Source organism: Actinomadura livida (assembly GCF_014648675.1).
Taxonomy (GTDB): domain Bacteria; phylum Actinomycetota; class Actinomycetes; order Streptosporangiales; family Streptosporangiaceae; genus Spirillospora; species Spirillospora livida.
Genome location: NZ_BMRO01000001.1, coordinates 372,706 through 377,850, shown reverse-complemented (window position 1 = coordinate 377,850; position 5,145 = coordinate 372,706). Strand labels below are relative to the sequence as shown.

General features: G+C 74.5%; 6 protein-coding genes. 1 reads left to right on the top strand and 5 read right to left on the bottom strand.

All coding sequences use genetic code 11. The features are described 5' to 3' along the window. From IEZ03_RS37435 to IEZ03_RS01550, 3 genes are all read right to left on the bottom strand, one after another. A partial coding sequence (locus IEZ03_RS37435; protein ID WP_229807917.1) for a ribonuclease D occupies positions 1-690 on the bottom strand: 690 nt, incomplete at its 3' end. Positions 691-820: 130 nt separating this feature from the next. Further along, the gene (locus IEZ03_RS01555) at positions 821-1,387 is read right to left on the bottom strand and encodes a DUF3000 domain-containing protein (protein WP_184882801.1); all 567 of its coding nucleotides are present in this window, start codon (positions 1,385-1,387) and stop codon (positions 821-823) included. A gap of 136 nt (positions 1,388-1,523) precedes the next feature. Next, positions 1,524-1,748: a hypothetical protein gene (locus IEZ03_RS01550; RefSeq protein WP_184882803.1), complete on the bottom strand. Its 225-nt coding sequence runs from the start codon at positions 1,746-1,748 to the stop codon at positions 1,524-1,526. A gap of 264 nt (positions 1,749-2,012) precedes the next feature. On the opposite strand from IEZ03_RS01550, the gene hemE reads away from it, so the two are divergent. After that, positions 2,013-3,029 carry a uroporphyrinogen decarboxylase gene (gene hemE, locus IEZ03_RS01545; protein WP_268248514.1) on the top strand — a complete coding sequence of 339 codons (1,017 nt, stop codon included), beginning with the start codon at positions 2,013-2,015 and terminating at the stop codon, positions 3,027-3,029. A gap of 9 nt (positions 3,030-3,038) precedes the next feature. On the opposite strand, the gene IEZ03_RS01540 is transcribed toward hemE, so the two are convergent. Next, on the bottom strand, positions 3,039-4,022 hold the full coding sequence (locus IEZ03_RS01540; protein WP_184882807.1) for a DUF4349 domain-containing protein: 984 nt from the start codon (positions 4,020-4,022) through the stop codon (positions 3,039-3,041). A gap of 132 nt (positions 4,023-4,154) precedes the next feature. Continuing rightward, a partial coding sequence (locus tag IEZ03_RS01535; RefSeq protein ID WP_194506001.1) for a hypothetical protein occupies positions 4,155-5,145 on the bottom strand: 991 nt, incomplete at its 5' end.

Below are 5,145 nucleotides of genomic sequence, written 5' to 3'. Positions count from 1 at the left end.
CTCCAGTTCGTCCAGCAGCGAGTCGCGCAGCTCGACCAGCAGCTCGACGTCCAGCGCGGCGTAGCGCAGCCAGTCCTCCGGGAGGGGGCGCGTCGACCAGTCGGCCGCCGAATGCCCCTTCTCCAGCACGAAGCCCAGCACGTTCTCGACCATGGAGCCGAGCCCGACCCGCGGGTACCCGAGCAGCCGCCCGGCCAGCTCGGTGTCGAACAGCCGCCGCGGCACGAGCCCGACCTCGGCCAGGCACGGCAGGTCCTGGTTGGCGGCGTGCAGCACCATCTCGGTCTCGGCCAGCGCGGCGTCCAGGGCGGACAGGTCGGGGCACGCGATCGGGTCGATCAGCGCGGTGCCGGCGCCGGCGCGGCGCATCTGGATCAGGTAGGCGCGCTGCCCGTAGCGGTAACCGGAGGCCCGCTCGGCGTCGACCGCGACCGGGCCGCTGCCCGCGGCGAACGCCGCGACGACCCGTTCCAGCTCGGCGGCGTCGGTCACCACGGAGGGGACGCCCTCGCGCGGTTCCAGCAGCGGAACGGCCGGGGGGCCGGCGCCGGCCTCCCGGTCCGCGGGGCCGGGCTCCGCCGCGGCCTGCGCTGGAACGGTCCCGGGCCGCCCTGCGGCGGCCCCTTTCTCCGCACCGGTGTCCCGCTGGGAGCCGGTGGCGCGCGTATCGGACACTCCTGCTGAACCCATCTCATCCTCGGGTTGGCGCACCGACCGGGGTCGCGGGGACACGGGCCGACGAGAAAGGCGCACTTCCTTCGTGTTCTCCCTCGCCGCCCCGGTTTCGGACGCCGTGCTCACGTCCCCTACCGTACGTCGCTCAGCCGCCCGCGCCGCCCGGTCCGTTCGGAAGCGCGGCGACTCCGGACGGCGGCAGCCCCGCCGTCGTGCACATCACCTCGCACCACGCGGTCACGTGACCGGCGAGATCGTCGCCGGTCGGGGACCACGAGGCGCGCAGCTCCAGCTCGGTCGTGGACGGCTCGTCGCGCTTGTCGCCGAAGCTCTCCGACACCGCGCGGGTGATCGTCCCGGACACGCCCGCGTAGCCGGCCGGCTCCAGCGCCTCCAGCAGCCAGTCCCACGCGACCGAGCCGATCAGCTCGTCGGCCGCGATGTCGGGCTCCAGGTCGGCGCGGATGTAGGCCACGATGCGGAAGCCGTTCGCCCAGCCGCCGCGGCCGTCCGGGTCGTACAGGACGATGAGGCGGCCGGTGGCGACCTCGGTGTCGTCGTCGCGGTAGACGCTGCCGGACATGGCCGCCGCGTACGGGGCCAGGCTCTGCGGCGCGGGCATGTCCTCGAGGTCGAGCTCCGGCCGGACGCCGGGGCCGTCGAGGATCTCGCGCAGCGTGTCGAGCGCCCGCTGGAAGGCAGGTGGGTTCATGGGCGGACCGGCCTGGGTGCGGGGGAGTGGCTCGGGTCGGGGATGCCGGTGCGGGGCGCCGCCGCGGGCGGCGACGGGCGGGTGCGGAGGGGAAGCAGGCACAGCACAGGTGGTTTCGTTTCGGGGGCCGGGCCGTTCAGGCCACGGCCCGCACGGAGGCGGCGCGTCCGGTTCCGCGGCCGGTGGCCGGGCCGTGCGCGGGGGCGGTCATGGGCTCCGGGGCGGTGGTGGTCGCGCGCCCGGGAGCCGGAGGCAGCGCGGGCGGCGGCGCACCGACCAGGACGGCCGAACCGCAGTCGACGCACGCTCGCTCCGGGCACTCCTCGCCGTGCCCGTCCGGACATGGCGGCTGCTCGAACACACGTTCATCACCGCAGGTGGAGCAGTACAAGGGGGACCTCCCTCGGCTATGACACGCATCACGTTCGCACGCGCCGGTGACAGAATGCGGGACTTCGCTCGGCGTGTCCGGAAGTTCGTCCTGCCACAGGGGTCACCCCAGTGCCCTCCGGCCGCCCTTTCATGGGACCATCACAACGTGACCGCTGACGCTGCCCGCCCCGCCGACGCCGCCGCCGACGCCGTGCGCCCGCCCGACGACGGCGGGCTCTCCGCGAGCCCGTTCCTGCTGGCCTGCCGGAGGCGGCCGGTGCCGCACACGCCCGTGTGGTTCATGCGCCAGGCCGGACGCTCCCTCCCGGAGTACCTCCGGGTGCGCGAGGGCGTTCCGATGCTGGAGTCCTGCACCCGGCCGGAGATGGTCGTGGAGATCACCATGCAGCCGGTGCGCCGGTACGGGGTGGACGCCGCCATCTTCTTCAGCGACATCATGGTGCCGCTCAAGGCCATCGGCGTCGACCTCGACATCAAGCCGGGCGTCGGCCCGGTCATCGCCGACCCGATCCGGGACGCGGCGGGCGTCGCGGCGCTGCGCCCGCTGGTCCCCGACGACGTCCACTACGTGACCGAGGCCGTCGGCGGCCTGGCCGGGGAGCTGGGGTCGACGCCGCTGATCGGGTTCGCGGGCGGCCCGTTCACGCTGGCCTCGTACCTGATCGAGGGCGGCCCGTCCAAGAACCACGAGCGCACCAAGGCCATGATGTACGGCGAGCCCGAGCTGTGGGCGGACCTGATGGACCGCCTCGCCGACCTCACGATCGCGTTCCTGAAGGTGCAGGTCGCGGCCGGGGCGAGCGCCGTGCAGGTCTTCGACTCCTGGGTCGGCGCGGTCGCCGAGCAGGACTACCGCGCGTCGGTCCTGCCGCACGCCCGCCGCATCTTCGCCGAGGTCGAGCCGCTCGGCGTGCCGCGCATCCACTTCGGCGTCGGGACGGGCGAGCTGCTCGGCCCGATGGGCGAGGCGGGCGCGGACGTCGTCGGCGTCGACTGGCGGGTGCCGCTGGACGAGGCCGTCAGCCGCGTCGAGCCCGGCAAGGCCCTGCAGGGCAACCTTGACCCGGCGATCCTGTTCGCGCCGTGGGAGACGGTGGAGAGCCGCGCCCGCGACGTGCTGGCCCGGGGCCGCACGGCCGAGGGGCACATCTTCAACCTGGGGCACGGCGTCCTGCCGTCCACGGACCCGGACGTGCTGGCCCGCCTCGTGGAACTCGTCCACGAGGCGAGCGCCGAGGACGCACGCTAGCCGGGCGCCCTACCCGCCGGACGGCCCGGCGGCCTCCTGCTGCTCCGGCTTGTCCTGCTCCGGCCGGGGGCCGGAGCCGCCCGCCGCGGGCGCGACGGTCGAGACCCGGCCGCGCCGGCGGCGCAGGAACGCCAGCACCGGCAGGCCCAGCACGGCCGCCGTCAGCAGGAAGGGCAGCAGCCAGCCGAACACCATGGCGACGCCTCCGACGAACGCCGTGAAGGCGTCCCAGCCGCTCTCCAGCCCGCCGAGGAACCCGCCGCGGGAGTCGTCCTCGGGCTCCTTCGGCGCGTCCTTGGACACCAGCGTCACGGTGACGGTCGCGAACTGGGTGCGGTTCTTGAGCGACTTCTCGCGCGCCTGCAGCGCCTCCAGGTCGGACTCGCGCTCGGAGATCTCGTTCTCCAGCCGGATGATCTCGTCGATGGAGTCGGCGCGCTCGTACAGCTTGCGGAAGGAGGCGAGCGACGCCTCCGCGGAGCGCACCCGGGCGGCCACGTCGGCGACCTCGCCGGTGACGTCCTCGGCCTCCTGGCTCAGCGAGAGCTTGGTGCCGAGCTGCGTGCCGAGGGTGTTCAGCAGCTCGCCGTAGCGGTCGGCGGGGATCTTCAGGGTGATCTCGGAGCGCGGCGGCTCGGTCCTGCTGGACTCCCGCTCGACGTAGCCGCCCGCGCCGGTGACCAGCTGCTTGGCCTTCGCGGCGGACGCGTTCACGTCCTCCGCCCTGACCCGCAGCGAGGCCGTGTGGACGACCTCGCGCGCCGCGGTGAGCGGGGCTCGCGGCTTCTCCGCGCCCGGACCCGCGCCCGCGCCCGCCCCTTCGCCGGCCCCCTCCGGCGCCCGCTCGGCCGACCCCGCGCCGGCGTCGCGGTCCCCGCTCGTGGCGGCGGGGGCGCGGGCGGCGGAGTCCGCGCTCTCCGAGCCGCTGTCGCCGCCGCCCCCGCACGCGGCCAGCACCCCGGCGAGCAGGAGGACGACGAACGCCCATGTCACGTGCCTGACGCTTCTCACAATCCCCATGCGGCTTGGACGAGGTGATGCAGATCACCGTTCCTTGGGACGGATCGCGATATGGGCACGAAGCGGGCACACCCTGATCACGGGCACGGGTGCCGGTTCGGGACGTCAGCCGTCCCTGAGGACGACGGGGCCGCCGATGTTGACGCTGCCGAGCGTCCACAGCGCGCCGGTGCCGGGGACGACGGCCAGCGCGGCCGCGTTGAAGTTGCTCCGGTTCGGGACGGCGGTGGTCGGCACCCGCTCCCATGCTCCGCCGGAGTAGCGCAGCAGGCCGGGCCCGGCCGGTTCGTCGATGGCGTGTCCGATGATCCAGAGCGTGCCGTCCCCGCCCCGGACGATCTCGCTGAGGCTGTTGAGGCCCGCGGGCGGCGCGACGCTCGTCCAGGCGGTGCCGTCCCAGCGCATCAGCAGGGGGACGTTGGACGGGCCGGGGTCGGTGTAGCCGATGGCCCACGCCTCGGTGGGGGACAGCGCGATCATGTCGGTGAAGCCGAGGACGTCCCCGGGCGGCGGGTTCACCGGGGCGTCCCGCCACGACCGCCCGTCCCAATGGCGCGCGACGAGGGCCGGGTCGTCCTGCGCGGCGGTGCCGAGGACCCACACGTCGTCGTCGGCGCGGACGTGGAAGGTCTCCCGCTCGATGTCGGGAAGGGCGGTGACGTGGGCCCAGCCGTCCCCCGTCCGGCGGTGGAGGTCGGTGGCGGTGGCGAGCCACACCCCGGCCGCGCGGGCTTGCAGGTCGATGCGGTCCGCGCCCGGGGGCGTCTCCACCTGGACGAAGCGCGAGCCGTTGAAGCGCCCGAGGTAGGGGGTCGCCCTGTCGTCCGAGCCGTACTTGGGCCCGGTGATCCAGACGTCCTCGGGGGCTGCGGCGTCGACGTCCCTGATCGCGCCGCGGTTGTGCAGGTTCTGGAGGTCGTACTCGACCCAGCGGCCCCCCTTCCAGCGGCGCACGACCGGGTTGCCGGGAATGGTCTTGCCGGTCCCCGGGATCGGACCGGGGACGACCAGCTCGCCCTGGGTTCCGGCGATCCAGACGCTGTCCGGGCCGGCGGCCGCGACGTCGTAGAGGTAGTTGTTCGGCCAGAAGAACGGC